Source organism: Streptomyces sp. 2323.1, assembly GCF_900221035.1.
GTDB classification, from domain to species: domain Bacteria; phylum Actinomycetota; class Actinomycetes; order Streptomycetales; family Streptomycetaceae; genus Streptomyces; species Streptomyces sioyaensis.
In genome coordinates this window covers 1,168,225-1,193,563 of sequence record NZ_LT907981.1, presented here as the reverse complement: position 1 = coordinate 1,193,563, position 25,339 = coordinate 1,168,225, and the positions used below count along the sequence as shown (strand labels likewise).

General features: G+C 72.9%; 21 protein-coding genes. 10 read left to right on the top strand and 11 right to left on the bottom strand.

What is annotated here, in order from left to right; genetic code table 11:
• Positions 1-66 precede the first annotated feature (66 nt).
• From CPH93_RS04520 to CPH93_RS04505, 3 genes are all read left to right on the top strand, one after another.
• Entirely contained in the window at positions 67-3,255 is a 3,189-nt protein-coding gene (locus CPH93_RS04520; RefSeq protein ID WP_096212026.1) for a cytochrome P450, read from the top strand.
• 296 nt (positions 3,256-3,551) lie between these two features.
• Positions 3,552-4,706 carry an FAD-dependent monooxygenase gene (locus tag CPH93_RS04510; RefSeq protein WP_096212025.1) on the top strand — a complete coding sequence of 385 codons (1,155 nt, stop codon included), beginning with the start codon at positions 3,552-3,554 and terminating at the stop codon, positions 4,704-4,706.
• A gap of 232 nt (positions 4,707-4,938) precedes the next feature.
• A complete protein-coding gene (locus tag CPH93_RS04505) occupies positions 4,939-5,973 on the top strand; it encodes a phosphatidylinositol-specific phospholipase C domain-containing protein (RefSeq protein WP_096212024.1) in 1,035 nt (344 codons plus the stop codon).
• On the opposite strand, the gene CPH93_RS04500 is transcribed toward CPH93_RS04505, so the two are convergent.
• From CPH93_RS04500 to CPH93_RS04465, 8 genes are all read right to left on the bottom strand, one after another.
• A complete protein-coding gene (locus CPH93_RS04500; RefSeq protein WP_096212023.1) occupies positions 5,945-7,069 on the bottom strand; it encodes a trypsin-like serine peptidase in 1,125 nt (374 codons plus the stop codon). The two genes, CPH93_RS04505 and CPH93_RS04500, sit on opposite strands and share 29 nt — an antisense overlap.
• Before the next feature lie 358 nt (positions 7,070-7,427).
• On the bottom strand, positions 7,428-8,357 hold the full coding sequence (locus tag CPH93_RS04495; protein WP_096212022.1) for a phosphatidylinositol-specific phospholipase C: 930 nt from the start codon (positions 8,355-8,357) through the stop codon (positions 7,428-7,430).
• A gap of 147 nt (positions 8,358-8,504) precedes the next feature.
• The gene (gene egtD / locus CPH93_RS04490; RefSeq protein ID WP_096212021.1) at positions 8,505-9,467 is read right to left on the bottom strand and encodes an L-histidine N(alpha)-methyltransferase; all 963 of its coding nucleotides are present in this window, start codon (positions 9,465-9,467) and stop codon (positions 8,505-8,507) included.
• Positions 9,464-10,219, bottom strand: a complete 756-nt coding sequence (gene egtC / locus CPH93_RS04485) for an ergothioneine biosynthesis protein EgtC (protein WP_093486897.1) — start codon at positions 10,217-10,219, stop codon at positions 9,464-9,466. Before egtC ends, egtD begins: the two co-directional genes overlap by 4 nt.
• Positions 10,220-10,256: 37 nt before the next feature.
• On the bottom strand, positions 10,257-11,576 hold the full coding sequence (gene egtB / locus CPH93_RS04480) for an ergothioneine biosynthesis protein EgtB (RefSeq protein ID WP_093486899.1): 1,320 nt from the start codon (positions 11,574-11,576) through the stop codon (positions 10,257-10,259).
• Entirely contained in the window at positions 11,573-12,850 is a 1,278-nt protein-coding gene (egtA, locus tag CPH93_RS04475) for an ergothioneine biosynthesis glutamate--cysteine ligase EgtA (RefSeq protein WP_096212020.1), read from the bottom strand. Before egtA ends, egtB begins: the two co-directional genes overlap by 4 nt.
• Before the next feature lie 426 nt (positions 12,851-13,276).
• Positions 13,277-13,543: a hypothetical protein gene (locus CPH93_RS04470; RefSeq protein ID WP_197708736.1), complete on the bottom strand. Its 267-nt coding sequence runs from the start codon at positions 13,541-13,543 to the stop codon at positions 13,277-13,279.
• 59 nt (positions 13,544-13,602) lie between these two features.
• Entirely contained in the window at positions 13,603-13,923 is a 321-nt protein-coding gene (locus CPH93_RS04465) for a hypothetical protein (RefSeq protein WP_093486903.1), read from the bottom strand.
• 454 nt (positions 13,924-14,377) lie between these two features.
• On the opposite strand from CPH93_RS04465, the gene CPH93_RS04460 reads away from it, so the two are divergent.
• Positions 14,378-14,860, top strand: coding sequence for a phosphatase domain-containing protein (locus CPH93_RS04460; RefSeq protein WP_093486905.1), 483 nt, complete (start codon positions 14,378-14,380; stop codon positions 14,858-14,860).
• Positions 14,861-14,990: 130 nt separating this feature from the next.
• On the opposite strand, the gene CPH93_RS04455 is transcribed toward CPH93_RS04460, so the two are convergent.
• Complete coding sequence (locus CPH93_RS04455; protein WP_006601925.1) at positions 14,991-16,436, bottom strand: glyceraldehyde-3-phosphate dehydrogenase; 1,446 nt, start codon at positions 16,434-16,436, stop codon at positions 14,991-14,993.
• Positions 16,437-16,708: 272 nt separating this feature from the next.
• Here CPH93_RS04455 and CPH93_RS04450 point away from each other — a divergent pair, with 272 nt between their 5' ends.
• The 4 genes from CPH93_RS04450 (at position 16,709) to CPH93_RS04435 (ending at position 21,335) form a co-directional block, all read left to right on the top strand.
• Entirely contained in the window at positions 16,709-17,779 is a 1,071-nt protein-coding gene (locus CPH93_RS04450; RefSeq protein WP_096212019.1) for a glycosyl hydrolase family 18 protein, read from the top strand.
• Positions 17,780-17,965: 186 nt separating this feature from the next.
• Positions 17,966-18,964, top strand: a complete 999-nt coding sequence (locus CPH93_RS04445; protein ID WP_096212018.1) for an NADPH:quinone oxidoreductase family protein — start codon at positions 17,966-17,968, stop codon at positions 18,962-18,964.
• Positions 18,961-20,181, top strand: coding sequence for an acyl-CoA dehydrogenase family protein (locus CPH93_RS04440; protein ID WP_096212017.1), 1,221 nt, complete (start codon positions 18,961-18,963; stop codon positions 20,179-20,181). The genes CPH93_RS04445 and CPH93_RS04440 overlap by 4 nt, the downstream gene beginning before the upstream one ends.
• Positions 20,178-21,335: an acyl-CoA dehydrogenase family protein gene (locus CPH93_RS04435; protein ID WP_096212016.1), complete on the top strand. Its 1,158-nt coding sequence runs from the start codon at positions 20,178-20,180 to the stop codon at positions 21,333-21,335. Before CPH93_RS04440 ends, CPH93_RS04435 begins: the two co-directional genes overlap by 4 nt.
• Before the next feature lie 26 nt (positions 21,336-21,361).
• Here the strand turns inward: CPH93_RS04435 and CPH93_RS04430 are convergent, their stop codons facing one another.
• Positions 21,362-21,904 carry a GPI anchored serine-threonine rich family protein gene (locus tag CPH93_RS04430; RefSeq protein ID WP_231977180.1) on the bottom strand — a complete coding sequence of 181 codons (543 nt, stop codon included), beginning with the start codon at positions 21,902-21,904 and terminating at the stop codon, positions 21,362-21,364.
• Between the two features lie 203 nt (positions 21,905-22,107).
• On the opposite strand from CPH93_RS04430, the gene CPH93_RS04425 reads away from it, so the two are divergent.
• Positions 22,108-23,457, top strand: a complete 1,350-nt coding sequence (locus CPH93_RS04425) for a hypothetical protein (RefSeq protein ID WP_096212014.1) — start codon at positions 22,108-22,110, stop codon at positions 23,455-23,457.
• A 4-nt stretch (positions 23,458-23,461) separates the two neighbouring features.
• Here CPH93_RS04425 and CPH93_RS04420 read toward each other — a convergent pair whose 3' ends face one another.
• The gene (locus CPH93_RS04420; protein WP_096215307.1) at positions 23,462-24,004 is read right to left on the bottom strand and encodes a cell wall hydrolase; all 543 of its coding nucleotides are present in this window, start codon (positions 24,002-24,004) and stop codon (positions 23,462-23,464) included.
• 102 nt (positions 24,005-24,106) lie between these two features.
• On the opposite strand from CPH93_RS04420, the gene CPH93_RS04415 reads away from it, so the two are divergent.
• Positions 24,107-25,336, top strand: a complete 1,230-nt coding sequence (locus CPH93_RS04415; RefSeq protein ID WP_096212013.1) for a S1 family peptidase — start codon at positions 24,107-24,109, stop codon at positions 25,334-25,336.
• Positions 25,337-25,339 lie beyond the last annotated feature (3 nt).

Genomic DNA, 25,339 nt, shown 5'->3' with positions numbered 1-25,339 from the left:
AAACCACTGCACAATCATGCAGTGGTCCGGCTTCGTCCTGAGCGTGGGGGCCTGCACGCTGGAGTCATGACCGACACCATCGCGCTCCACAGTGCCGAACGCGCCGCCGATGACGGCGTTCCGGTGGCCGACCTCACCGAGGCCGGGCTCACGCATACGCCCATCCAGCAGTCCATGGGCCTGGCCCGGATCCACGGCCCGGTCTACGCGCGCAAGTTCGGCGAGCACCGGACGCTGTTCGTCTCCTCGCTCGACCTGGTCACCGAGGTCGCCGACGAATCCCGCTTCCGCAAGGGGGTGTCGGTCGTGCTGGAGAACGTCCGGGAGTTCGCGGGTGACGGTCTGTTCACCGCGTACAACGACGAGCCGAACTGGGCCAAGGCGCACGAGGTCCTGATGCCGGCGTTCGCGCTCGGCTCGATGCGTACGTACCATCCGGCGATGCTCAAGGTGGCCCGCCGGGTCATGGCGTCCTGGGACCGCCGGGTGGCCGACGGCACGCCCGTCCAGGTCGCCGAGGACATGACCCGGATGACGCTGGACACCATCGGGCTGGCCGGCTTCGGCTTCGACTTCGAGTCGTTCTCCCGCGGCGACACCCCGCATCCGTTCGTCGAGGCGATGGTGCGCTGCCTGGAATGGAGCATGACGAAGTTCTCCCGGGATCCCGCTGCCGACCACTCCGCGGCGGATGCGGCGTTCCGGGCCGACGCGGACTACCTCGCGTCCGTGGTCGACGAGGTCATCGCCGCCCGGACGGCGGGCGGCGAGTCCGGCGACGACGATCTGCTGGGCCTGATGCTCGGCGCCCGGGACCTGGGGGACGCGGCAGCGGCGGACGGCCCCACCCTCGACCTCGCCAATATCCGCAACCAGGTCATCACCTTCCTGATCGCGGGCCACGAGACCACCTCGGGCGCGCTCTCCTTCGCCCTCTACCACCTGCTCAAGGACCCGCTGGCGCTGCGCATGGTCCAGCGCGAGGCCGATGAACTGTGGGGCGACCAGGCCGACCCCGACCCGTCGTTCGAGGACATCGGCCGGCTGCCGTTCACCCGTCAGGTGCTCAACGAGGCGCTGCGGCTGTGGCCCACCGCCGCCGCCTTCACCCGCCAGGCGCGCGAGGACACCCTGCTCGGCGGCCGCTACCCGGTGCAGGCGGGCGAGCTGGTCACCGTGCTCACCCCGATGCTGCACCGCGACCCGGCCTGGGGCGACAACCCCGAGCTGTTCGACCCCTCCCGCTTCAGCCCGGAGGCCGAGGCGGCCCGCTCCCCGCACGCGTACAAGCCGTTCGGCACCGGTGAACGCGCCTGCATCGGGCGGCAGTTCGCGCTGCACGAGGCGACCATGCTGCTCGCCCTGCTCGCGCACCGCTACCGGCTCATCGACCACGCCGACTACCGGCTGCGCATCAAGGAGACGCTCACCCTCAAGCCGGACGGGTTCACGCTGACCCTGGCCGCCCGTACGCCCGCCGACCGGGCCGCGGTCCGCACCGCGCTGGCCGTCCTCCCGGGCGGCGGCACGGACACCGAGGGCGGCGCCGCGACCGACGACGGGCTGCCGACCCGCGTCCCCCAGGGCACCGGCCTGCTGGTGCTGCACGGCAGCAACTACGGCACCTGCCGCGAATTCGCCGAGCGGCTCGCCGACGAGGCCACCGGGCTGGGCTTCGCCCCCGACGTGGCGCCGCTGGCCGCCGCCGCCGGCGCGCTGCCCGCCGACCGGCCCGTCGTCATCGTGGCCGCCTCCTACAACGGCCGGCCCACCGATGACGCGGCGGCCTTCGTGCAGTGGCTGAACACCGCGCCGGACGGCGCCGCGGCCGCCGTCCCGTTCGCCGTCCTCGGCGTCGGCGACCGCAACTGGGCCGCCACCTACCAGCACATACCGACCCTCATCGACGACCGGCTGGACGCCCTCGGCGCACACCGGCTGCTGCCGCGCGCCGAGGCCGACGCCTCCGGCGACCTGGGCGGCACCGTCAAGGAGTTCACCGCGGCGCTGCGCACCGAACTGCTGACCCGCTACGGCGACCCGGCCACCGTCGGCGCCGCCCGGCCGGCGGCGGAGGACACCGGCTACACCGTCACCGAGATCACCGGCGGCCCGCTGGACGCGCTCGCCGCCCGCCACGACCTGGTCCCGATGACCGTCACCGAGGCCTACGACCTGACCGCCGAGGACTGGCCCCGGCCCAAGCGCTTCCTGCGGATCGCGCTGCCGGACGGCGTCGGCTACCGCACCGCGGACCACCTCGCCGTGCTGCCGGCCAACGCCCCGGCCGCCGTCGAGCGCGCCGCCCGGGCCCTCGGTGCGGACCCGGAGACCGTTCTCGCACTGCACACGGCCGGCCGCGCTGCCCGGGACACCCTGCCCGTCGACCGCCCCGTGACGGTACGTCAACTCCTCACGCACCACCTGGAGCTGGGCCTGCGGCCCACCCCCGCGCAGGTCGCCGTGCTCGCCGCGCACAACCCGTGCCCGCCCGAGCGGCGCGCCCTGGAGACCCTCGCCGAGGACGACCCGCGCACCCTGATCGAGCTGATCGAGGCGCACCCCGCGCTGCGCGGTGCGCTGCCCTGGCCGACGGTCCTGGAGCTGCTGCCGCCGCTGCGCATCCGGCACTACTCGCTGTCGTCCTCGCCGGCCACCGATGCCCGGCACGCCGACCTGATGGTGTCGCTACTGCCCGGCGGCACCGGCTCGACCCACCTGCACTCGCTGCGGCCCGGCGACACCGTCCTGGCCCGCGTCCAGCCCTGCCGCGAGGCCTTCCGCCTCGATCCGGCCGACGACACCCCGGTGATCCTGGTCGCGGCGGGCACCGGCCTCGCGCCCTTCCGCGGCGCCGTCGCCGACCGGCTCGCCGCCGGTCAAATGGCGCCCGCCCGGCTCTACTTCGGCTGTGACGACCCGGACGGCGACTTCCTGCACGTCGCGGAGTTCGCCGCCGCCGAAGCCGCCGGGGTGATCTCCGTGCGGCCCGTCTTCAGCGCCCGCCCGGAGCACGGCCACCGGTTCGTCCAGCACCGGATCGCCGCCGAGGCCGCCGAGGTGTGGGAGCTGCTGCAGGCCGGCGCGCGGGTGTACGTCTGCGGCGACGGCAGCCGGATGGCGCCCGGTGTCCGGGCGGCCTTCCGGGAGCTGCACGGTGCGCAAACGGGCGCCTCCGCACAGGAATCCGAGGCCTGGCTGCGGGAACTGACCGCCTCCGGCCGCTACATCGAGGACGTGTACGCGGCGGGCTGACGCAGCGTCCCGCCCGGCGGGCAAGGGCCTGTCCGGTGGATCATGGCCGGGTCCGCGGCGTCTGGCGCGGCACCTCGCGGCGTTGCCGAAGCGTCCGCATAGCTCCGCTATGAGGACGCTCCGGCGCCTTGCGATGCACCACACCAGACTCCGCGGCCTTTCCGACCCTGATCCACCGGACAGGCCCTGGATCTCCGGGCCCGCCGGGGCCAAGGTGGGTGGGTGCGGCCAACCCGGGCCGCACCGCTCGCCGTCCGCGACCGGGGCGGCGACCCGACCGGGGGGATGACGACGACATGACCAAAGCCCTGATCATCGGTGGTGGCATCGCGGGGGCGGTGACCGCGATGGCGCTGCAGAAGGCAGGCATCGACGCGGAGATCTTCGAGGCCTATCCGACCGGCGCCGACGACGTCGGCGCCTTTCTCGTGCTCTTCGCCAACGGCCTCGAAGCGCTCCGGGTGATCGACGCACACGGCCCCGTCGCCGCGCACTCCTTCCCGGCGCAGCGGGTGGAGTTCCTCGACGGCAGCGGGCAGCGCCTGGGGGAGCGGCCCATCGCCGGCGCCGCCCAGGGCACCGACCTCGGCCCGCGCACCCTGCGGCGGGCCACGCTCTATCAGGTGCTGCACGCCGAGGCGGCCCGCCGTCAGATCGCCGTACGGCACGGCAAGCGGCTGGTCGGCGCGGAGACCGTGCGCGCCGCGGGCGGCACGCGGGTCATCGCGGCCTTCGCCGACGGCAGCCGCGCCGAGGGTGACCTCCTCATCGGCGCCGACGGCCTGCACTCCGTCACCCGCACCCTGATCGACCCGGCCGCGCCCCGCCCCCGCTACACCGGCCAGAACACCGTCTGCGGCTACGTCCGCGACACCGAGGTGCCGCTCCCGCCGGACACCTACACCATGATCCGCGGCAAGCGGGCCTTCTTCGGCTGCACCCGCGCCCCCGACGGCGCGGTCTGGTGGTTCGCCAACGTCCCCGGCACGGAACTCGACCGGACCGGCCCGTCGGCCACCACCCCCGGCGCCTGGCGCGAGCGGGTGGCCGAGCTGTTCGCGGACGACCACACCCCGGCCGCCGCCCTCGTCCGCGCCAGCGGCGACCGCGTCATCGCCTCCAGCTCCTACGACCTCGCCACCATTCCGACCTGGCACACCGACACCATGGTCGTCCTCGGCGACGCCGCGCACGCCGCCGCACCCAACGCCGCCCAGGGCGCCTCCATGGCCATCGAGGACAGCATCGTGCTCGCCAGGTGTCTGCGCGACCGGCCCGACCCGCACAGCGCCTTCGCCGCGTACGAAGAGCTGCGCAGGGAGCGGGTGGAGAAGGTCGTCGCGGCGAGCGCGGGGATGGCCAAGCTCACCGCGACGGGGGCCACCCGCCCGGCGCCCAGCGACAGCGCGGGCCCCGGCGACTGGCTGACGGGGTACCGGATCGAGTGGTGAGGCGCGCCCGGGAGACGCGGGCTGCGCGCAAGAAGGCGCACAGGGGGTGGGGTCTCCCCGTTGACCTGCTGCCGCTCCGCCGCCACCGGCTGTTCCCCCACTCTCCCTCGTCTCCGGGGTCCCTTCCGTACCCAACTCCCGTACGCTGCTGCCCGATCGTCCGGATGACCAACCGGACGAGCGGCGTCCGGACCGGTGCCGGACGGCCGATGACCTCAGGAAAGCGGGGAACATGAACGGGAAGCGGTGTGTGGGAACGGTCGCCGTCGCGGCGGCGGCGGTGTTCACGATGACCGGTCCGGCCGGTGCCGAGCCGGCTGGTACGACCTACGGCACCAGTACGTCCGTAGGGGTGCACAACGCCTACGACAAGGAGAAGTACCCCTACTTCGCGGACGCCCTGGACTCCGGCGCCGCACTGCTCGAACTCGACCTCTGGACGAACGGACTGGGCAGGTCCTGGCGGGTCTCGCACGCCAACCCGCTCGGGAACAACAACAACTGCGCGGGTGCCGCCAACGCCTCGCAGCTGCGCACCAAGGACCGCAACCAGGACTTCGCCGGCTGCCTCGCCGACATGAAGGCCTGGCACGACGCCCACCCCGGCCACCGCCCGATTCTGCTCAAGGTCGAGATGAAGGACGGTTTCAACGCCAAGGGCGGCCGAGGACCCGCCGAGTTCGACGCGCTGGTGCGGCAGAAGCTGGGCGATGCGGTCTACGGCCCCGGGGACCTCACCGCCGGGCACGCCACCCTGGACGAGGCGGTGCGGACCCGCGGCTGGCCCGCCCGCGCCGACCTGGCCGGCAAGTTCCTGTTCGAGTTGATACCGGGCACGGTCGAGGAGAAGAACCCGTTCGACAAGCTGTGGACGGACGTGGAGTACGCCGGACACCTCAAGAACCTCGCGGCGCAGGGGAAGCTGGCGCAGTCCACGGCGTTCCCCGCCGTGCACGGTGCGGCCGCCGGTGACCCCCGCCGGCGCTACGCCGACCGGACACTGCGCCCCTGGTTCGTGGTCTTCGACGGTGACGCCGCGACCTATCTGAACGGCAGTATCGACACCGCCTGGTACGACACCCGCCACTACCTGCTCATCATGACCGACGCCCACAATGTGCCGCCGGTCATCGACGCCACCCACCCGACCGAGGCGCAGGCCCTGGCCCGGGTCGGTCAGCTCGCCTCGGCACATGCGAGCTTCGCCACCGCCGACTGGTATCCGCTGCCGTCCGTCCTCAAGACCGTGGTGCCGCGCGGGGCGTGACGCCGAGGGCCTCGGTCCCGGAGGCCGGCCGGGCCGCCTTCGTGGCCGGCTCCGTGATCGCCCGCCGGTAGAGCGCGGCCACCTCCGCACCGAACCGGCTGCTGTACGAGACGAGGTCGTCACCGCCCTCGTCGAGACCGCCTATCACGCCGATCAGCGAGCCGGTGCCGGTGGCCGGGTCGAGGTCGGTGAGCATTGGCCCCCCGCTGGTCCCGTTCGGGAACCCCGGGCAGGCGAACCGGAGTTGGGTCGCGCTCTGCAGGTCCGCCGTGTGCCGGCAGCTGACCGGTCTGTCCCGGTCCTCGGGATAGCCGGTCAGCTGCGCCGGGCGCCCGGGCGCCGCATCGAAGCGGAGCCGTTCGGCACCCGTGACGTCCTCGATCCGGCCGCCGCCCCGCCCCGCCCTGCGCACCCGCAGGAACGCCACATCGTGGTCGGGGTCCCGGCTGCTGATCCAGCGCGGGTCGACATCGATCCGGCTGGGCACCCACAGTCCGTACGGCGCCACCCCGTCGTGCAGACCGGGCGCGAACACCAGCCGGGTACGGAAGCCCTCGTCGTGCACACAGTGCGCCGCGGTGACGACCAGGTCTCCCGACGGGGCGTGCACCACGCTGGCCGTGCAGTGGTGGACCGGACTGCCGTCCTCGTCGGGGGAGAAGAGCGCGCCGACCGCCGGCGCGGGGTCCGCCGGGGCCGCCATCAGCGGCCGGGACGCCGACGACGGGGCCGCCTTGGCCCTGTTGCTCCGGGCCGGTACCAGCGGCCCCGGCCGCTCCACGTAGGGCCCGGCGAGCACGGCCGCGGCGGCCCGGTCCCCCTCGGCCGGAGGGGCGAGATACGCACCGGTGGCGGGGTCCCCGGCGGCCAGGTAGGGATCGCGCGACGAGGAGCCCAGCACCAGTGCTGTGCTGCCCACCACGATCGCCACCACGCTGAGCGCCAGGGTCGTCCGCAGCGGAACGCCGTGCCGGCCGCGCCCCGTGCACGGCAGCCCGCCGGGACCCGGGCAGTCGGGGGCCGCCGGTGCTCCGGCGCCCTCGTCCGCCCGCCCGGCGCTGTCCGCCGGCGCGGTCCCGCGTTCGCTCGTCGCCACCAGCCGCCGCCTCCCCACATCAGCCGGTGTCACCCCGTCGGACGCGGAGGCGGCACCGGAACCAGACATTTCACCCAGTCTGATGCAGGGCGGGGTGACGCGGTTGGCTCACCTGGGGGAATCCTTGGTGCCGGGGGCGGAGATCACGCCCATACCGCATCGGACCACCCGTCACCTCCGTGGCCCAGTGGGCCAGATGGCCGGTCCGTCCGGCGGGGGAGGGCGGCGCGGTACGGGCCGGTCCCGTTAGCCCGGTCGAGTGAACCCGTGGCGGCGCCCCGCACCGACGTCGGCGCCGCTCTTCGCGGGTCCACGGACCCCGCCGGACGAGCGCGGGACGCAGCCCACGGGACCCGGCTCAGCGGGTGAGCCGTACCCCCTGCCCCGCGAGGTTGTGCGCGATCAGCGTCTCGGCCAGCCCGACCTCGTTCGGGAAGTCCATCGGGACGATGCCCAGGCCGGTCCAGTGGCTGCCCTCCGGGCCCGTCAGCAGCTGCTTGACCTGCGGGTTGAGGCGGTCCGCGTTGGAGCGGGGCGGGAGCCAGGCGGAGGTGCTGACGTAGTTGACGAAGAGCTTGCCCGGCTGGGTGACGGCCTTGCGGAACTGGGCCTCGATCTTCGGGTACTTCCCGAACGGCTCCGCCATGTAGTCGTCCTGGATGTCGAAGAGCTGCGGATCGGCGTAACGGACGCCGCCGAGGCCGTCGGAGTCCGCCAGCAGCACGACCCTGCCGCGGGCCCCGCCCAGCGTCGGCAGATCGCCGTCCAGCCGGAACAGCGGACGGTAGCCCTTGTCGTCCAGGTAGCTGACGAAGATCCGGCGGAACTCGTCGGCGGAGACCTCCGAGTACTCCTGCTTGACCCGCATCAGCACCGTCTCGGAGGGGTGCGCCTGGAGGAACGCCCGGCAGGCGTTGAGCACATCACCGAACATCAGCTGCTGGTAGAACGCGCCGTGATGGATGGCGAAGACACCGTCGACGGCCCGGCAGCGGACGTCCAGGAAGCGGATGCCGGAGGCGAGTTGGGCGTCGACGGGGGTGTTCTGGCAGGCGACCCAGGGGCCGCCGATCCGGGCACCGGAGTCATGGGTGCCGGGGATCGTCAGCCGCTGGACGGGGGTGCCGTCGCCGAGCGCCGACATCCAGTCCGCCGCCGACAGCGCGCGGGCGCGCCGTGGTGCCGCGCCGGCCGTGAACTGCCCGCTGCCGATGCCCGTCAGCACCCCGGCGGCCGACAGCCCGGCCGCGCCCCTGAGGAAACCCCGCCGATCCAGTCCGAGCCCCATGCCGCGTCCCCTGTCCGTCGAGTCTGCGTGCCCCCGCACCGGACGCTCCGGTGCGCAGCGCGGTCGGGGCATCGAACCACATCGACCGTGGACATGACACCCGGCCGACGGGACCCTCTGGTCACGCCGGCCGGGCAGGGGTGGAGTTCAGACGCGGAAGGCCAGCGACAGCGCGAAACGGTCCGCGCTGTCCGTCCACCAGCTGTTCAACTCCAGTCCGGCCGCGGCGAGTTCCTTGCGCACGCCCTCCTGGCGGAACTTTGCCGAGACCTCGGTCCGCATCTCCTCGCCCGCGGCAAACGTCACCGCGAGGTCCACGCCGGGGATCTTCACGGTCAGGTCCTTGCGGGCCCGCAGCCGCATCTCGATCCACTCCTGCCGGGCGTCCCACACGGCGACATGGTCGAAGTCCGCCGGGTCGAAGTCGCCGCCCAGCTCGCGGTTGATGACCTCCAGGACGTTCTTGTTGAACGCGGCCGTCACCCGCTGCGGATCGTCATAGGCGGCCACCAGGGTGGCCTCGTCCTTGACCAGGTCGGTGCCGAGCAGCAGGGCGTCGCCCGGGGACAGCATGGCGTGCACCGAGCGCAGGAAGGCCGCGCGCTCGTCCGGCAGCAGATTCCCGAGAGTGCCGCCGAGGAAGGCGAGCAGCCGCGGGCCGGGCGTGGCGGGGAGCTCGATGCCCTGCTGGAAGTCGGCGACCAGCGCGTGCACGGTGAGGCCGGGATGGTCGGCCAGCAGCGCCTCGCCCGCCGCGGCCAGCGCGGATTCGCTGACGTCGATGGGCACATAGGTGTGCAGCGAGCCGAGCGCACCGATCAGATGGCGGGTCTTGTCGGAGGAGCCGGAGCCCAGCTCGACCAGCGTGCGGGCCTGGGTGGCCGCGGCGATGTGGTCGGCGCGGGTGAGCAGGATCTCCCGCTCGGCCCGGGTCGGGTAGTAGTCGGGCAGCTTGGTGATGTCCTCGAACAGCTCGCTGCCGCGGGCGTCGTAGAACCACTTGGGCGGCAGTTGTTTGGGGGTACGGGACAGGCCCTGCGTGACATCGGTGCGCAGCGCGGCCGCGGTGGCGTCGGCAGGGAGGGTGCGGGTGATGCTGAGCGGGCTCACGTGACGGGCTCCTTGAGCGGGGTGAGGTGGACCTCGGTCCGGGTCGCGCGCAGCAGGGTGCGGTCCGGGACCTCGGTCCAGTGGGGGGAATCGTCGTACGGTTCGGAGGCGACGGCCGTGCCGCCTCCGGGGACGGCCAGGTGGTAGAGCGTGTCGCCCCAGGTGGTGGCGGCGATGGTGGTGCCGTCGGTGAGCAGCAGATTGAGCCGGGAGCCGGGTGCCGCCCCGGCGACGGCCGTGACGGTGCCGGCCAGCGCGTCGCCCAGCTCGTCACCGCGCTCCAGCCGGTGCCGGACCAGCGCCCACAGGAACGCCGCATCGCAGCGGGCCGGCAGCCGCAGCAGCTCCGCGGGCGGCAGCTCCGCGGCCAGTGGGGCGAGCGAGTCCGGCCAGCCGGTCACGGCGCCGTTGTGGCTGAACAGATGGCGTCCGGCGGCGTACGGCGCGGCCGCGGCCTCGGCGTCCGCGCCGGACACCGTGGCGTCCCGGACGGCGGCGAGCAGCGCGCCGGTACGCACCACCCGGGCCAGGTCCGGCAGCTGCTCGTCGCCCCAGATCGGCCCGGCCCGCCGGTAGCGGGCGGGCACCGGGTCGTCCGGCGCGTACCAGCCGACGCCGAAGCCGTCCGCGTTGACCGTGCCGTGCCGCTGGTGGCGCGGGGCCCACGACTGCCGGAAGAGGCTGTGCGGCGGGGCCAGCACCAGCTGCCCGAAGGGTATCTCCGGTCCCAGATACGCAAGATGACGGCACATCAGGCAGTGACCTCCCGGGCCGGACGGGCCGCGGGCCTCATGCGCCCGCCCCTGGGTCGGCGTCCCGGGCGGTACGGAACCCGGAGAAGATCTGCCGCCGGACCGGCAGGTCCCAGTTGCGGAAGGTGCCCCGACAGGCCACCGGGTCGACCGCGAACGACCCGCCGCGCAGCACCTTGTACTCGTCGCCGAAGAACACCTCCGAGTACTCCCGGTAGGGGAAGGCGGCGAAGCCCGGGTACGGCAGGAAGTCGCTCGCCGTCCACTCCCACACATCGCCGATCAGCTGCCGTACGCCCAGCGGTGACTGCCCGTCCGGGTAGCTGCCGATGGGGGCGGGCCGCAGATGCCGCTGGCCGAGGTTGGCGTGGGCCGGCGTGGGGTCCTCGTCGCCCCAGGGGTAGCGCATCGTCCGGCCGGTCGCCGGGTCGTACCGGGCGGCCTTCTCCCACTCGACCTCGGACGGCAGCCGCCGCCCCGCCCAGCGGGCATAGGCATCCGCCTCGTACCAGCTCACGTGCAGCACCGGCTCGTCCGGCGGCACCGGCTCGGTCACCCCGAACCTCCGGCGCAGCCACTGGCCGCCGTCCCGCTTCCAGAACAGCGGGGCGTGCAGGGAGTGTTCCTGTACCTGCGCCCAGCCCTCGGGGGTCCACCAGCGCGGGTCCTCGTAGCCGCCGGCCTCGATGAAGCGCTGGTAGGCACCGTTGCTGACCGGGGTGGTGTCGATGAGGAAGGCGGGGACCAGCCGGCGGTGGGCGGGCCGTTCGTTGTCCAGCGCCCAGGGCTCGGTGGAGGTGCCCATGGTGAACGGGCCGCCGGGAACCAGGACTTCGGCCGGAATGATCTCGTCGGAGACGGGCGGCGGCTCGGGCGCGGTGAGCACGGCCGCACCCCGGCGCAGCTGGTGTGTGATGAGCATGGTCTCGTCGTGCTGCTGCTCGTGCTGGGCGATCATGCCGAAGGCGAAGCCGGAGTCCAGCAGCGGACCGCCGTGCAGCGGGGTGCGCTCCAGGATGTCCAGCACCCGGCCGCGGACCTCGGCGACATAGCCGTGCGCCTCGTCCGGTGCCAGCAGCGGCAGCGAGGGACGGGTCGCCCGGGGGTGCTCGAAGGCGTCGTAGACGGAGTCGATGTCGGGGCGCAGCGCGTCACGGCCGCCGACGGTGCGCAGCAGCCACTGCTCCTCCTGGTTGCCTATGTGTGCCAGGTCCCACACCAGCGGGGACATCAGCGGGGAGTGCTGGGCGACGAGATCGGGATGCTCGACGCAGGTGGTCAGCAGGCGGGTGCGGTCGCGGGCGGCCAGCAGCGCCGAGGCCGCCCGCTCACGAAGGAGCTCGGGGTCGATGGTCACTGGCTGTCCTTCCCAACGGTGAGGTCGCCCTCCATGGCGTACAGGGCGTCGAGATGGTCGTCCGCGGGGCAGCGGCCGCGCGCCACATAGCGCTCGGTGAACTCCGCGACCGCCGCGCACACCTCGGCCGAGGCGCCGAGCCGCGGCAGCGCCTCCTGCGCGGCGGCGAAACAGGCCACCGCCGCGGCGTGCAGCTCCGGATCGGTCAGCGCCCCGCGGGCGGCCCGCCGCCACAGCGGATTGCGCGGCGCCGGCCGTGAACCGGCGGTCTCCGCTAGGGGCTTGACGATGCGGTAGGCAGACTCCGTGGCCTCCGGGTCGTCGAACAGCGCGGCCGTGACGGCCAGCGGCACGATCCACCCGGCCTCGCCCGACTGCGCGTCGATCATGCGCAGCTCCAGATGGCCGCGCGGCCGTACGGGCGGGAAGAGCGTGGTGACGTGGTAGTCCAGATCCTCCTGGGTGGGCGGCCGGGGCACGCCGGTACGGACCCACTCCCGGAACGTGAGCCCCTCGGGTGCGTCCCACGGGCCGTCCTCGGCGCGCAGGCACATCACCGGAGCGTCCATGACGTAGCGCACCCAGGCGGCGCGCGGCTCCGGCCCCATCGGCGGGGCGAGCGTACGGGCCGGGTCGAGCTGGGACCAGACGACCTGACGGGTGGTGCGGTACCCGGTGGGGCAGCCCTCGCTGGTCGGCGAGTTGGCGAACGCCGCGGCCAGCACCGCACCCAGCAGATGCGCCAGCAGCCAGCGCCGGCCGTGCCCGAGCGGGCCGGGCTCCTCGTACCCGGCATCCACACACACCTGCACGGAGGCGGTGGCGCACATCATCGACCGCCCGGCGGAGCCCCAGCGGTCGAAGTACGCCTCCATGGCGTCGTAGCGCGGTTCGGTCAGCACCCGCTGCGGGCGGTGCCAGGGATTGTGGCCGTGGCCGGCCATGCCCAGACCCATCGCCCGCATGGCGGGGCGGACCAGGGCGAGATCGGCGGTGACGGCCTCGATGCAGCCGGTGAGGGAGGTGGCGGCGGGCGAGCTGAGTTCCAGCTGGCCGCCCGGTTCGAAGGTCAGCAGGGACCTGAGGGGGAGTGCGCGCAGGGTCGTGGCCGCGCTGCGCAGCCGAGCCGGTTCGACCGGACATCGGGGGTTGCGCGCGTCATGCACCAGCCACTCGATCTCGACCCCGAGACGACGCGGGGGCCCCGTCTTGAAACATATTCCGCGCAGGTGAGCCTCAAGCTCCGCTTCCGTGACAGCAGGCCGTACGGGCATGGAATCCCTCTCCCTTGTGGGGTAGCGGCAGGATTGCCGCCCTCCACCTAATCTGTTGCGGGCGATGCGCTCAAGGGCGCATCCGCCGCCGGGACGGCGACGGAGGGGCTCTCACCGGGCCGACGGGCCGTCCGGACCGGGAGACTTCCGAAGGGTGCCACGGCGCCTCCTGGGCGCCAGGACGGCCGCTCCGCCCGCCGTGGGGCCCGGGGTCCCGCCGGGCGAGCGGCGGACGGGGGCGAGCGGCACGTACGGCTGTTCGAGTGAGTGCGGTGCGGGGTGTGCTGTGACGGCGGATTCACGCGTGCTTCATGCGGCCGGTGAGTCTTCCGGTCGGCTCGCCTCGTGGCGGGACGGGTGCGGCACTCGCACCCGCGGCGCCACTGCGGGGAGCGGACGGATTCACCTCTGCCGTGAAGCGGTCGTTCATACCGTGAAGTAGTCGTTCCAGGCGTCGACGAGCATTTGCCGGACCGCCTGGTCCGCCTGTTGTGCCGCCTGATTGAACGTGCCGGTCACGCCGTAGTAGTAATAGGCTCCGTCATTCGTCGCCATATGGTCGTCGGCGGGGTTGTCGACGTGGCGGCTGAAATGGAGATTCGCGAAGGCCGCCGCGGCGGAACAGATGTAGTACACCCAGTTCCCCGTCCGGTTCTCCATGGCATTCGTGATACGCCAGTTGTCCATGGGCATGCTGATCCCATCCCCCTCTTTCGCTTCCGATTCCGCTCTGTCGCTGACGATTCCGCGGATCAGACCGCGGACAGCGCGATGTCGCCCGTGGTGCTGACCGTCATGCGGTAGTCCTGCGGGCTGTGCTCGACCTTGGCGAGGACGACCTCACCCCTGCCGTCGTCCCACTGCCCCTTGATCTTCCAGTCGTCGTCCCAGATGATGCACCTGCCCCGGCCGGTCTGCACGCTCAGCGGCTTGTCCTTGTGCTGCGAGATCCATGCGTAGGCGTCGCTGTACGACCTCGGGGACACGGACTCGCTGTCCCCGGCGTGCTCTTCGTTGACGAAGGACACATACGAGTTCGACTGGTTGTCGCAACCCTTGATTCCAGTGGTCATGCGGGATCGCTTTCCTTTCGCTGGGCATCACGAATTCGACGTGCCGGCCCTGGCGATGGCTTCGCAACATCCGAATGCCGCGCCTTCGGGCCGGCCGTGTCGAGGAACAGCACAAAAACTACCGAGGTGCCGGGGCCTTTGCGGGGCAACGAAGGTAATCGGCTGGAAAGTTGATCCTGGCCGGTTGGGTGCTCTTGCGCAGAATCGGAATGGCGAATGTCATCTGCCGTGACCGCAGAGGTTTTTGTGCCGGCGCTTTCCCGCCCGCGCGCCCTCTTCTGCCATCTCCTGCTCTCTTATGGGCGCTCCCGCGGGCCCCGGGGATCGCGCCCCGCATCGCCATCGCGTACCATCGCCTGTCCCTCGCACAGGGAATCGATATCGCCCGGATCGCGGTCACCACGGCCCGAGGCATCCTGCGGAGACGACGGAAACGGAAGAGGACGACGACAGCATGACGGCACGCCCCTTGGCGGTCTTCGACCTGGACGGCACGCTCGCCGACGCCGGCCACCGGCAGCATCTGCTGGAGCGCACCCCACGGGACTGGAAGGCCTTCTTCGCGGCGGCCACCGAGGACCCGCCGCTCGCCGAGGGGGTGGCCCTGGCCCTCCGCAGCACCGAGGACTGCGAGGTGGTCTACCTCACCGGCCGTCCGGAGCGCTGCCGTCGCGACACGCTGGCCTGGCTCGCCCAACACGGCCTGCCCGAGGGCCGGTTGTGGATGCGACCCGACCACGACCGTCGCCCGGCCCGGCTCACCAAGCTGGAAATCCTGCGCCGCATCGCCCGAGACCGTCAGGTCCGGCATGTGGTCGATGACGACGAACTCGTCTGTGACGCCTGCGAAAAGGCCGGCTTCCCGGTGATCCGGGCCCGCTGGTCCACCCCGTCCGACACCTTGCGGGACGCCCAGCAGCGGGCCGGGCGTACCTAGATCGTCTCGTTCGGCCAGTTCGGCGGCCCGGGCCGGGGGCGGTAGCAGGGCAAGGGGACCCCGATCGGGATCCCCTTGCCGAGTTCCACTGCCACCCGCCGGCCCGTACGGGCCGGACAGGCCGCCGAGGTCAGACCACCGGAGCCGGGTAGGTCGGGTACTCCACCCCGGAGACGTGCTGGACGACGCGGATGACCTGGCAGGAGTAGCCGAACTCGTTGTCGTACCAGAGGTAGAGGATGGCGTTGTCGCCCTCGACCTTGGTGGCGCCGGCGTCGACGATCGAGGCGTGGCGCGAGCCGATGAAGTCGTTCGAGACCGCGTCGGGGGCGCTGGTGAAGTCGATCTGGCGCTTGAGCGGCGAGGTCAGCGACACATTGCGGAGGTAGTCGAGGACCTCCTCGCGGTTGGTCTCGCGCGCGAGCTGGAGGTTGAGGATCGCGATCGAGACATCCGGCACCGGGACGCGGATCGAGCTGCCGGTGATCTTCGCTTCGAGGTCGGGCAGCGCCTTGGCGACGGCGGAGGCGGCACCGGTCTCGGTGATGACCATGTTGAGCGGCGCCGAGCGGCCGCGGCGGTCGGAGTTGTGGTAGTTGTCCAGCAGGTTCTGGTCGTTGGTGAACGAGTGGACGGTCTCCACGTGACCGCGCAGGACGCCGTACTCGTCCGCCATCGCCTTCAGCGGCGGGACGATCGCGTTGGTGGTGCAGGACGCGCAGGACAGGATCTGCTCGTCCGGCTTGATCGTGTCGTGGTTGACCCCATGGACGACGTTGGGGACGTCACCCTTGCCCGGGGCGGTCAGGACGACCTTGTCGATGCCGGGGCGCAGGTGCTTCGAGAGGCCCTCGCGGTCGCGCCACTTGCCCGTGTTGTCGATGAGGATGGCGTCCTTGATGCCGTACGCCGTGTAGTCGACCTCCGACGGGTCGCTCGCGTAGATCACCTTGATCTCGTTGCCGTTGGCGATGATCTTGCTGTTCGCCTCGTCGACGGTGATCGTGCCCTGGAACTGGCCGTGGATGGAGTCCCGGCGCAGCAGCGAGGCGCGCTTGACGATGTCCTGGTCGCCGCCCTGGCGGACGACGACGGCGCGCAGCCGCAGGCCGTTGCCGGAGCCGGCCTTCTCGATGAGCAGGCGGGCGACGAGACGGCCGATCCGGCCGAACCCGTAGAGGACGACGTCGCGCGGCTCGCGGCGCTCGATCTTGTCGGCACCCGTGGCACCGGCGACGGCCTCGGCGGTGAACTCCTCCACCGACAGACCGCGGTCGTCGCTCCGGTACGTCTCGGCGAGCATCGCGATGTCGATCTGGGACGGGCCGAGATCGAGCGTGGTGAGCGCCTGCAGGAACGGCAGCGTCTCGGTGACCGAGAGTTCCTCGCCGGCGATCTGCCGGGCGAATCGGTGGGTCTTGAGGATGCTGACCACCGACTTGTTCACCAAGGAGCGGCTGTGCAGCAGGACCGTGACGTCCCGCTCCCGGTGCAGCTTCCCGATGATCGGGATCATCGACTCCGCGATCTCTTCGCGGTTTTTCCAGTTGGTGAACGAGTCGTCATTGACAGTCACAGGTTTATCTTTCGAGCTAGGCGGTGCTCATATGCTAACCCGACGCCTGTTCGCTCCTTCAAGGGGTGCCGTCATGAGGGCGCACCGGGATCGGATCCATGGTCATTCCGGGTGGGGGGCAGGGTGCGGTGCGGGGGCTTCCGTGCCGCGCCGCCGGCCGCGTCCGGGATCTGCCCGCCACTCCGTCCGCCACTCCGCCCGCCATGTGGTACGTCTCCCCGTTCGGCGCATCTGACGGTGCGTCAGTTGTGGTGCCGGGTGACGCTCGGATCATGGAACAGGCTTCGGGATCCCGGCTGCGCACCGGTCTTGCGCTCCTGCTGGCCCTCGCGGCGCTCCTCGCGCCCTGGTCGCCGGCGGCCGCTACGGCGCGGGAACCGAGGGCCGGCGGGCGTACCGGCTCCGCCTGGCTGCCCTACTGGGGCGACACCGACGCCGCCTACCGCGACGCGCTGCGGCACGCCTCCCAGCTGCACACGGTCAGCCCCTTCTGGTACCAGGCCACGTCGGACACCACCGTCGCGGGACATGAAGGGGCGGGCCGGCGCAGCGTCATCGACGGGCTGCACGACGCCGGGATCGATGTCGTCCCGACCGTGACCGAGACCCTCGGCGCCGAGGAGATGGCCGGTCTGATGCATGATCCGCAGCGGCGCGCGGACCATGTCGAGGCGCTGCTGCGGATCGTGGAGAGCCGGGCGTACGACGGGCTCGATCTGGACTACGAGTCGATGGCGGTCACCCGTGACAAGGAGGTCCGCGCACGGGTGCGCACGGGGTACAGCGCGCTGGTCGAGCAGCTGTGTGCGCGGCTGCACGCCCGTGAGGCGCAGTGTGTGGTCACGGTGCCCGCCCGGGTCCGCGGGTCGGGTGAGGCGTTCGACTACGAGGAACTCGGCAGATACGCCGACCGGGTCCGGATCATGGGCTATGACCTGCACTGGTCGGGCGGCGAGGCGGGGCCGCTGTCCGCCAGGGACTGGTACGGCGAATTCCTGCGCTACGCCACCGACACCATCCCCCGGAACAAGATCGAGGTGGCCTTCCCGGGCTACGGCTGGGACTGGGTCACCGGCGTCACCGGCCACGCCGCACACCGGACCTGGAAGGAGGCCGAGGCGCTGCGCGAGCGGGAAGACGCCGAGTACCTCTTCGATGAGCGCTCCGGTACGCCGCACTTCACCTACCGCAAGGACGGCGAGGATCACGAGGTCTGGTACCAGGACGCGCGCGGGGTCCGGGAGCTGATGCCGCTGCTGGGGAAGTACGGGGTGCGCGGCACCGGGCTGTGGGCGCTCGGCTTCGAGGACCCGGAGACCTGGGCCGCGCTCCGCGGGGAGTAGCCGCCCGGCGCAAGCCACAGCGCCGCACCGGACAATGGGCTCGCCGCTCGCCGCTCGCCGCTCGCCGCCTGTCGCCGTGTGGCGCAGACTGTTCCCTCAGGGATACCGACCGCTTAGTATGTCGCTGGCGAGGGGGACCGGTATGCCCTTCGCCCCACCGCGTATCCAAGTCTGTGGAGGCACCAGGTGAAGGCATGGCGCGTACACGCGAACGGCGAGCCGCGTGAAGTGATGCGGCTGGAGGAGGTGCCGGATCCGCAGCCGGGCCCCGGGCAGCTGCTGCTGCGGGTGCGGGCCGCCAACGTCAACTTCCCGGACGCGCTGCTGTGCCGCGGGCTCTACCAGGTGCGGCCGCCGCTGCCGTTCACGCCGGGCGTGGAGATCTGCGGCGAGATCCTCGCCGTGGGGGAGGGGGCGGCCGGGGACATCGGCGCGCGGGTGCTCGCCCAGCCGCCGCTGCCCGACGGGGGCCTGGCCGAACTCGCGGTCGTCGACGCGGCGAGTGTCCGCCCGGCGCCCGAGGCCCTGGACGACGCCGAGGCCGCGGCGCTGCACATCGGCTACCAGACCGGCTGGTTCGGGCTGCACCGCCGGGCCCGGCTCCAGCCGGGCGAGACCCTGCTGGTGCATGCGGCCGCGGGCGGCGTCGGCAGTGCCGCCGTCCAGCTCGGCAAGGCCGCCGGCGCGCGGGTCATCGGCGTCGTGGGCGGCGCGGACAAGGCCCGTACCGCCCGCGAGCTGGGCTGTGACCTCGTCCTCGACCGGCGCGTCGACGACATCGTCGCCGCCGTCAAGGAAGCCACCGGCGGCCGCGGCGCCGATGTCGTCTACGACCCGGTGGGCGGCGAGGCGTACGCCAAGTCCGTCAAGTGCATCGCCTTCGAGGGCCGGATCGTCGTCGTCGGCTTCGCCGGCGGAGCCATCCCCACCCCGGCCCTCAACCACGCCCTGGTGAAGAACTACGCGATCCTGGGCCTGCATTGGGGCCTGTACCAGACCAAGGAACCGGCCGCGATCGACGCCTGCCACGAGGAGCTGACCAAGCTCGCCGCGCAGGGCACCGTCAAGCCGCTCATCGGCGGGCGGGTCCCGCTGGCCGCGGCCGCCGACGCCGTACAGCGGGTCGCCGACGGGACGTCCGTCGGCCGGCTCGTGGTGCTCCCCGGAGCGGAGGAGGCGCGATGACCGACGCCGCAGACCTGCGACGGCGCACCGCCGCGCTGCTCGCCGCCCACCCTCCGGCCGCCACCGGCCGGCTGGAGTTCCTGCGGGCCCGCTTCGACGCCGGGCTCGCCTGGGTCCACTTCCCCGAGGGCCTCGGCGGGCTGGACGCGCCCCGCTCCCTGCAGTCCGTCGTGGACGCCGAACTCACGGCCGCCGGCGCCCCCGACAACGACCCGGGACGGATCGGGATCGGCCTCGGCATGGCCGCGCCGACCATCCTGCGCTTCGGCTCCGACGAGCAGCAGCAGCGCTGGCTGCGTCCCCTGTGGACCGGCGAGGAAGTGTGGTGCCAGCTGTTCAGCGAGCCCGGAGCCGGCTCCGACCTGGCGGCGCTGGCGACCCGCGCGGTACGGGACGAGGAGGGCGGCTGGGTCGTCGACGGCCAGAAGGTCTGGACGTCCAGCGCGCATCTGGCCCGCTGGGCGATCCTGATCGCCCGCACCGACCCCGCGGTGCCCAAACACCGCGGCATCAGCTACTTCGTGTGCGATATGACCGACCCCGGTGTCGAGGTGCGGCCGCTGCGGCAGATCACCGGCGAGGCCGAGTTCAACGAGGTCTTCCTCACCGGTGTCCGGATCCCCGACGCCCACCGCCTCGGCGAGATCGGCGAGGGCTGGAAGGTCGCCCAGACCACGCTGATGAACGAGCGGGTCGCCATCGGCGGCTCCCGCATCCCCCGCGAGGGCGGCATGATCGGCGTCGCCGCCGAGGACTGGCGCGCCCGCCCCGAACTGCGCACCCACGACCTGCACCAGCGGCTGCTGTCGCTGTGGGTGGAGGCCGAGGTCGCCCGGCTGACCGGAGAGCGGCTGCGCCAGCAGCTGTCCCCCACTCTCAACTCCGTTCGAGCGGGAGGTGCCCCCACGGGCCAGCCCGGCCCCGAGGGCAGCGGCATGAAGCTGGCCTTCGCCCGGCTCGCCCAGGAGATCAGCGGCTGGGAGGTGGAGTTCCTCGCCGAGGACGGGCTGACCTACGACGACTGGACGATGCGCCGGCCCGACGGCGTCGACTTCACCGGCCGTGAGGCCGGCTACCGCTACCTGCGCGCCAAGGGGAACTCCATCGAAGGAGGCACCTCGGAAGTGCTGCTCAACATCGTCGCCGAACGTGTGCTGGGGCTGCCGCCCGAGCCGCGCACCGACAAGGACGTCGCGTGGAAGGACCTCCCCCGATGACCGCCGAGACCCTCCCGTCGAGCGCCCCGGCGCCCGACCCCGATCTCCTCTACTCCGAAGAGGAGGAGGCGCTGCGCGCCGCCGTACGGTCGCTGCTCGCCGACCGCAGCGCTCCGGCCACCGTGCTCGCCGGCCTGGAGTCCGACGTCGCCTACGACACCGGCCTGTGGCGGGCGCTCGCCACGGAGATCGGCACCGCGGGACTGCTGGTCCCCGAGAAGCTCGGCGGACAGGGCGCGAGCGCCCGCGAGGCCGCCGTGGTCCTGGAGGAGCTGGGCCGCTCCGTTGCGCCCGTGCCCTACCTGACCAGCGCCGTCATCGCGGTGACCGCACTGCTCGGCTGCGGCGACAGCGCGGAGGCCGCCGCGCCGCTCGCCGCCCTCGCCGCCGGCCGCACCGTCGCCGTACTGGCCCTCCCGCTGCCCACCGCTCCGGGCGCCCTGCCGGCCCCGGCCGTACGGGCCGCGGCGGACGGCGCCCTCACCGGCCGGGTGACCTCGGTCGCCGACGCCGCGTCCGCCGAGCTGCTGCTCGTCCCGGCGCAGCGCCCCGACGGACCGGCGCTGTACGCGGTCGAGGCCGCGGCGGACGGCGTGCGCACCGACACCGTCACCCCGCTCGACCTCACCCGCCCCCTCGGCCATCTCACCTTCGACGGCGCCCGCGGCCGCCTCCTGGCCACCGGGGACCGCGCCCGCGCCGCCGTGGACCGCGCCCTGCTCACCGGCGCCGGGCTGCTCGCCTCGGAACAGCTGGGCGTCGCCGAATGGTGCCTGGCCGAGACCGTGCGCCACACCGCCGAGCGCACCCAGTTCGGCCGCCCCGTCGGCTCGTTCCAGGCGCTCAAGCACCGGATGGCCGCGCTCTGGCTGGAGGTCGCCTCGGCCCGCGCCGCCGCCCGTTACGCCGCCGACGCCCTGGCCGCCGGGAGCCCCGACGCCCCGGTGGCGGTGGCCGTCGCCCAGGCGTACTGCGCGCCGGTGGCGGTCCGCGCCGCCGAGGAGTGCGTCCAGCTGCACGGCGGCATCGGCATGACCTGGGAGCACCCGGCTCATCTGTTCCTCAAGCGGGCCAAGAGCGATGAGCTCGCCCTCGGCTCGCCGGGCCGGCACCGGGACGCCCTGGCCGGACTGGTCGGGATCGACGCACCGTAGGGACGGGCCCCCGCGGCCGGCGGCGGTCACGCGGTGATGGCGAAGGTCCGGCTGACACCGCGGACCGCGCCGTCACCGGCGGTGGCCACCTCCAGGAAGTAATGGGGGCCCGGCGGCACGTTGGGCAGCGTCACCAGCGCCTCGCCGGTCGGCCCGTCGCCGGCCCGGGGCGCCACCACCGCCACCCGCTGCGCCCGGCCCTGGCCGGTCTCCGCGTACAGCCAGATGTCCACCTGCTCACCCGTGGTGTTCTTCCAGGCCACCGTGAAGCTGCCGTTGGCCTTGTAGTCGACGCCGGGCGCCGGGGCGGTCACCACGATCCGCCCCGTCGGGGGCGAGGTGAACTGCTCGTCCTCCGGGCCGGCGGCGGTCGCGCCCAGGGCCGAGGTGGCGGCCCGCGCGGCCGAGCCCGCGTGGCCGGACGTGGCGGCCACCGCACTGCCGTCCGGGCGCCAGCTCTTCCCGGACTCGGGGTGCGACGGCGCCAGCGAGATCACCAGCATGCAGCCGACGGCGGTGGTGGCGACGGCGACGGCCAGATTGGTGGCCATCGAGGTGGCCCTAGACATCGTCTCCTCGTTTCCTGGGGGGAGGCACGAGCGGGTACATCCCCGGCACTTCGATCATCAAAAACGACGCGCTGAGCGATCACCTGGATGGACATCTCCGGCGCGACAGCCTCCCGGGGATGCGGGAAAATCCCCCGATGTGAACGGCGTCGGTCGCAACATCGGTGATGTCCCGAAAGTGTGGTTCGGGTAGCGTCGAACACATGAAGACCGCAACTCGACGTGCGCTGATCGGTCCGGTTCTGCTGCTGGTGGCCGCGCTGCTGGCGGTGGCCGCCGCGATGGCCCCGGGAGCCCGGGCCGCCGGCGGGCTCGACGACGCCGCGACCACCCTGAAGAAGGGCCCGGTCTACGTCGATCCGCGCGCCGCGAACCAGTTCACCTCCGCCCAGGCGGATGCGCTGGCCAAGAAGATCAAGGACGCGGACAAGCCGGTCTTCGTCGCCGTACTCCCGCGGACCGCCGACTACCCGCCCAGCACCCTGCTGCGGGACCTGCGCACCAAAGTCGGCATCAGTGGCGTCTACGCCGTCGAACTCGGCGACGGCTTCAACGCCGGCGCCGACCCGCGGGTGATGTCGCACAGCTCGGTGCAGAACCTCGTCGGATCGGTCAAGCGCTCCCATTACCCGACCGTCAGCGCCCGGCTGAACAGCTTCGTCGACACCGCGAACCAGTCGGCCAACGGCCAGGCCCCGGCCTCCTGGGGCGGGTCCGCGGGCTCCGGCTTCGACACCGGCACGGCGATCGGGCTCGGGGTGCTGGTGGTCGTCGGCGGTGGCGGCGCGTACGCCATCGCCCGCCGCAACCGCAAGCGGCGGGCCGAGGAGGAGCGGGCCGCGCTGGAGGAGCTGCGGGTCGTCGTCGACGAGGACATCACCGCCTTCGGCGAGGAGCTGGACCGGCTCGACTTCCACCCCGGTGAGGCCGGCGCCGACGACGCGATGCGCACGGACTACAGCCGTGCGCTGGACTCGTACGAGAACGCCAAGTCGTCGATGGCGGCGGCCCAGCACCCCGGCGAGGTGCAGGCCGTGACCCAGGCCCTGGAGGACGGCCGGTTCTCGCTGGCCACCCTCGCCGCGCGCCGGGAGGGCAAGCCGCTGCCCGAGCGCCGGCTGCCCTGCTTCTTCGACCCGCGCCACGGCCCGTCCGTCACCGATGCCGCCTGGGCGCCGGCGGGCGGTGCCCAGCGCACCGTACCGGTCTGCGCCGCGGACAAGAGCCGCCTGGACGACGGCCTGGAGCCGCTGGCCCGTACGGTCCGCACGGCGAGCGGCGACCGTCCCTACTGGGACGCGGGACCGGCCTACGCCCCCTGGGCCGGCGGCTACTTCGGCGGCGGGCTGCTGCCCGGACTCCTGGTGGGCACGCTGCTCGGCAACATGATGATGTCGTCGGACGCCTACGGCGCCGACTTCGGCGGCATGGGCGCCGACGGCGGTGACTACTCCGGATCCGACTTCAACCCCGACGACTTCGGCGGCGGGTTCGGTGACGGGGGCGGGTTCGGCGACGGCGGCGGTTTCGGTGGCGACGGCGGCGGCTTCTGAGCCGTCACGAGCCCGTCGCGCGCACCACCCGCTTGGCACCGAGGAACCGCCGGTAGCGCGGCCGCGCCGCGAAGTCCGCATAGCGCCAGACGGCGGGCCGGCCGGCCTCCCGGCACAGATGCAGGACCTGGTCGGGCCCCAGATGGACGCCCACATGCGCGCCGAACCCCGGGGGCCGGCCGGCGGCCGGGCCGGCGTCGAACAGCACCAGGTCCAGCGGTTGCGGCGACCCGGCTCGCCGGGTCGCCCGGTCGTCCGCCCAGAGCTCCGCCGAGCGCAACGGCGGTACCAGCAGCCCGAAGTGGCGCAGCACGGCGTAGGCGTAGCGCTGGCAGTTGGCGCCGCCGGACAGGTCGGCGAAGGCGTCGGGGGCGGCCGGGACGGTGGCACCGGCGGCCCCCTGCGGCAGGTGTGACGGGCATTCAGGTGCCCCGGCTCCCGGATGGCGGGCACCCGAGTAGGTCACCTTGCGCAGCACCTCCGGCAACTGCGCGAACGCTACCGCGCCGTCGGCGGCGGGGACTTGGTGTCGGTGCTCGTCGGTCATCCGGACATGGTGCACGGGGTCTCCCTCATGCCGCACCCCGCGGTGTCGCGCAGGCTCGCTCCATCGGATCCGACGTGCACTCGACACCGCGAGGAGACCCCGATGGAACGCCGCTCTCGCAAGGCCGCTCTCTGGGGGGCGACCGTGGCCGCCGTCCTGGCGGCCGCCGGCCCGCTCAGCCCGGCACACGCCGGGCCCCGGCCCGGCCCGTCGCCCTCGCCGTCACCGCGCGGCATGCTCGATGCGATGCGGCGGGACCTCGGGCTGACGGCGGCGCAGGTGCGGACCCGGCTCGCGCAGGAGGCCGACGCACGCCGTTCGGTGGCCGCCGTGCGCCGGGCGCTGAGCGCGCCGCCCGCCGGCATGTGGTTCGACAAGTCGACCGGCCGGCTCGTCGTCGCGGTCACCGGCGCCGCCGACGCACAGCGGGTACGGGACGTCGGGGCGGTGCCCAAGACGGTGCCGCACAGTCGGGCCGCGCTCACCGGGCTGATGCGCCGGATCACCGGCCGGGCCGGCGACGGAGTGCCGGGCGTCACCGGGTGGGGGGTGGACGAGCGCGCCAACGGCGTCGTACTCCGGGTGGACCGAAAACGGCGCGGCCCGCGGACCGACGCCTTCGAGCACACCGTCCGCGGTCTCGGTGCGCGCGCGAAGATCCCGGTCACCGTCGAGCGCAGCGACCAGACGCCGCGGCAGCAGGGCGGCTCGGTGGTGGGCGGGGAGCGGTGGATGCCCGGCAGCGAGGGCATCTGCTCGATCGGCTTCACGGTGACCGGACCCGGCGACTTCCAGGGCTTTCTGACGGCCGGTCACTGCACCCTCACCGCCGATCAGGCCGCCTACGGCAAGGACGGCAGCCGCATGGGGACCTCCAACAAGGGCGGCGGGCACAGCGTGAACGACCGCGAGGGTGACTTCGGACTGGTCGGGGTCGACCAGCCGGGCTGGACCGTCAGCTCGAACGTGGCGGGCCAGGGCGGTACGCCGGTCGCCGTCACCGGATCCCAGGAGGGGCTGGTCGGGATGTCGATGTGCCGCTCCGGCCAGAGCAGCGGCTGGCACTGCGGGGAGATCACCCGCGTCGACCAGACCGTGGACTACGGCAACACGGTCATCGAGGGCCTCTCGTTCACCAACGCCTGCTCGGCGCCCGGCGATTCGGGCGGCTCGTACGTCACCCAGCCCAACGCCCCGATGGCGCTCGGCATGCACTCCGGGGGAGGCCCCGCGACCTGCGGCAACTTCGGCGGCCCCACCCTGACCATCTTCCAGCCGGTCGGCGAGGCCCTGGCCAAGTGGAATCTGAAGTTGAAGACGGGCAGTCCGTAACGC